At 44.2% G+C, this 3,628-nt stretch carries 5 protein-coding genes; 4 read left to right on the top strand and 1 reads right to left on the bottom strand.

Annotation, left to right across the window (positions count from 1 at the left end; all coding sequences use genetic code 11):
• Window positions 1-362: 362 nt before the first annotated feature.
• Window positions 363-1,418 (top strand): Fe(3+) ABC transporter substrate-binding protein, encoded by a 1,056-nt coding sequence (locus PX482_RS24050; protein ID WP_002762070.1) that lies wholly within the window; start codon window positions 363-365, stop codon window positions 1,416-1,418.
• 293 nt (window positions 1,419-1,711) lie between these two features.
• On the opposite strand, the gene PX482_RS24045 is transcribed toward PX482_RS24050, so the two are convergent.
• Complete coding sequence (locus PX482_RS24045) at window positions 1,712-2,326, bottom strand: DUF938 domain-containing protein (RefSeq protein ID WP_002762072.1); 615 nt, start codon at window positions 2,324-2,326, stop codon at window positions 1,712-1,714.
• An 87-nt stretch (window positions 2,327-2,413) separates the two neighbouring features.
• Between PX482_RS24045 and PX482_RS24040 the strand changes: the two genes are divergently transcribed.
• The 3 genes from PX482_RS24040 to PX482_RS24035 form a co-directional block, all read left to right on the top strand.
• A complete protein-coding gene (locus PX482_RS24040; protein ID WP_223213063.1) occupies window positions 2,414-2,593 on the top strand; it encodes a hypothetical protein in 180 nt (59 codons plus the stop codon).
• A gap of 157 nt (window positions 2,594-2,750) precedes the next feature.
• Window positions 2,751-2,930 carry a hypothetical protein gene (locus PX482_RS28210; protein ID WP_071825112.1) on the top strand — a complete coding sequence of 60 codons (180 nt, stop codon included), beginning with the start codon at window positions 2,751-2,753 and terminating at the stop codon, window positions 2,928-2,930.
• Window positions 2,931-3,095: 165 nt separating this feature from the next.
• Window positions 3,096-3,628, top strand: a 533-nt coding sequence (locus PX482_RS24035) for a toprim domain-containing protein (RefSeq protein WP_288123125.1), incomplete at its 3' end; no start/stop codon positions are given.

The following is a 3,628-nucleotide window of genomic DNA, read 5'->3' as shown; positions in this document are numbered from 1 at the left end:
TCAGTCTGTAGAGCGACCATAAGACCAGAACAGAGTAAATCTGTTAAGGCAGGTGCGGAACCCCGCAAGGGAAAGAAGCAGAAACCTAAATCGTGAGGTTTGGGAATCGCCGTCCGTTTTACGGCGGCGAGGATGTCAATCCACAATACCCTCGATCGAGCTTAGGGTAACATCTCGGGCTTATTGAACTTAACTAGCGATAGATTCGAGGATTTATTAGCCCCATCAAAACAAAAAAACCTGATTTTCGCCCGATTTTTCCCCATTTACCGCCCTAGTTCGACAAATAATTTCTCCCGCAGATAAGAATTATTCTCAATAGCTGTACAATAGGAAAAGACAACTTTACCAAGAATCGAGCAATGAACGATAAAATAACTCGGAGAGTCTTTCTAGGCGCGGGAACAGCCACCTTAGCGTTAGCAGTGGGTCAATTAGGGAAAATAAACGAAGTTTCCGCCCAAACTAAACAATTAAACCTCTATTCCTCCCGTCACTACAACACCGACCGACGATTGTATGACAACTTCACCCGACAAACGGGAATAAAAATTAACCTCGTGGAAGGGGAAGCGGATCCATTAATCGAACGGATTAAAAGCGAAGGCAGCAATAGTCCTGCTGATATACTCCTGACGGTAGATGCCGGGAGATTATGGCGGGCCGACCAACAGGGAATTTTTGCCCCGGTCAATTCCCGCATTCTCACCCAAAGAATTCCCGCTAATTTGCGTCACCCCAAAGGTCACTGGTTCGGGTTTAGTAAACGCTTGCGGGTAATCATGTATAACAAAGACAGAGTTAACCCCAGAGAAATCGATTCCTATGCAGATTTAACCAATCCCAAATGGAAAGGAAAAGTCGTCACTCGGTCGTCTAGTAACATCTATAGTCAATCTTTTACCGCTTGGTTAATCGACATCCAAGGAGAAGCAGCCGCAGAAAAATGGTGTCGGGGATTAGTGGCTAATTTTGCCCGTTCACCCCAGGGTAATGATAAGGCACAAATCGAAGCTGTAGCCGCAGGAATTGCCGATTTAGCCCTAGCTAACACCTATTACTTAGCGGGGTATGCCGAAGAAAAAGACCCGGCTAAACGGGCAATTTATGACCAAGTAGGCGTAATTTTCCCCGACCAAGCAGGCCGCGGCACTCACGTTAATATTAGCGGTGGTGGTTTAATTAAAACTGCCCCCAATCGAGAATCGGCCATTAAATTTTTAGAATATCTTTCTAGCAATGAAGCACAGAACTTTTTTGCTAAGGGTAATCGAGAATATCCCGTCGTTCCAGGGGTTGCTTTAGACCCTTTCCTAGCAAAACTCGGACGCGGGAAAGAAGATACAGTTAGCGTGGCTAATTATGGTCCTAATTTAGCCAAAGCGGTACAGGTAATGAATCGCGCTGGTTGGAAATAAGTTATCAGTTATCAGTTATCAGTTATCAGTGGGAAGTGGGGAGCTTTTTTCAGTGATCAGAACGTAGGTTGGGTTGAAGCATGAAACCCAACGCCCGATTATGTTACGCTACCGCTAACCCATCCTACAAATAATTGTGCCTCCCTACTTAATTGGTTAAGCTAAAAGCTTTGATGTACTTAGTTTATAACCTTCTTTTTAGGTAGGAGAATTGCCAGATTCTTTTTTTTGCCTTTTGCCTTTTGCCTTTTGCCTTTAGAAGCTGATTACCGATTACTGTTCACTGATAATTGCTATGTTAAGGCAAATAAAACCGAGAGATTATTAGCTGGCATAGGAATTACTTCTAACAATTGTAAACCTCGATCGCTCGCTGCTTGCACCACATCTTCTAAATTCCTAACTCCCCAAGTAGAGTTTTGAGAACGGAGAGAAAAATCAAAGCTTTCATTACTAGGAGAAGTATGTTTTCCCTGTCGTTTATAGGGACCATAAAGATAGAGAATTCCCCCCGGACTGAGAATGCGACTCGCTCCTGCCATTAACGCTAAACAAGCGGACCAAGGGGCGATATGAATCATGTTAATATTAACAATCGCATTAATAACGATATTTTCCGTCTCTACCGCCCAAACTGACTGATGAACATCGATAAATAGGGGGCGATCGAGATTAGAACTAGGACAATAATCGCACCAACTGCGAATACTATCTAGAGCCAGAGGGTTACAATCCGAGGGAATCCAACGACAAGGAGCAAGACGAGGAGCAAAAAAAACAGCGTGTTCACCCGTGCCGCTAGATATTTCTAGGATATTCCCAGTCTTCGGTAAAAATTGGCTGAGAACTTCTAAAATCGGCTGACGATTGCGTTCTGTTGCCGGAGCATATTGACGTAAATCAGACATAACTAGGGTTTGCGGCAAAAAGTTGGTTGGTGGGGTTAGGAGTCGGTCGTCAGGCGTTGGTCGTCAGGCGTCAGTCCTGATGAAAAAATTTTCACCACCACAGATGAAAGGGGTTTGATCGATTTTCAGGTGGTCAACTACCTAATTTTCAGGGAAAAAGTACCTGAATTTTCCCCCCTATCCCCGCAATGGCTGGCACTTTTTGAGGGGAAAAAAGTCCAAAAGTCTTATCCAACAAGGTTTTTAGATTTATTCAGCAAACCCTAATTAGGATAACCTTCTAGGTTTGGTGAGGGTTTCAACCATTGCTGCCTAAAAAAGCACAGAATATCCCATTATGAAATTCAGTAAAATCGCTGTAACCATTGTAACATCGTTGTTAAATAAAAATCTTTCTCAATTAATTTTTAAGAATTTGTAAATATTGCGGAATGTTAATTTAAATATTCTCAAGTTTTTGGAGTCAATAAATAATTTTTGCTTATCTTTGGCGAACATTGGGTTAGGAGTCAGTATTCTCCGAGTCAGCTTTTTTCTCCCTTCTCCCTGCTCCCATCTCCCTGCTCCCATCTCCCTGCTCCAGAAAAATATTAAGTTTTGTTAAGAAGTTAGTGACAAAAGACCAGCTTTAATCTCTATTATCGTAGTAAGTGGATTTTGACCCGAATCAAGCCGGTCAAGATAAATAGTAACTTTTGCCCATCATCAAACAAAGATGGTCAGTCTAACTAAAACAGTCGCTGTGGCCATGCCCTCGTGATCAATTCCTATGTCAACCCTGGTTATTGTCGAATCCCCCACCAAAGCTCGGACGATCAGCAATTATCTGCCTAGCGGCTATCGAGTCCAAGCCTCCATGGGCCACATCCGCGATCTGCCCGCCTCCGCCGAAGAAATTCCCCCCGCCCACAAAGACAAATCCTGGGCCAATTTAGGCGTGGATGTGGAGAACGATTTCGACCCCCTCTACGTCGTCCCCAAAACCAAAAGTAAAGTCGTCAAAGAATTAAAAGAAGCCCTCAAAGGGGCCAGCGAACTGATCCTCGCCACCGACGAAGATCGGGAAGGCGAAAGCATCAGTTGGCATCTCTTGCAGGTACTCAACCCGAAAATACCCACCAAAAGGATGGTATTTCACGAAATCACCAAAGAAGCAATCCAAGCCGCCCTCAAAAATTGTCGCTCCATCGACGAAAATTTAGTTCACGCCCAAGAAACCCGCCGCATACTCGATCGCCTCTACGGTTATACCCTCTCCCCCCTACTCTGGAAAAAAATCTCCAAAGGGTTATCCGCCGGCCG

It is taken from the genome of Microcystis sp. M53602_WE12, assembly GCF_030065455.1.
GTDB classification, from domain to species: Bacteria; Cyanobacteriota; Cyanobacteriia; order Cyanobacteriales; family Microcystaceae; genus Microcystis; species Microcystis aeruginosa.
Note: the sequence above shows the minus strand (reverse complement) of the source record. Positions and strands in the feature narration are given on the sequence as shown.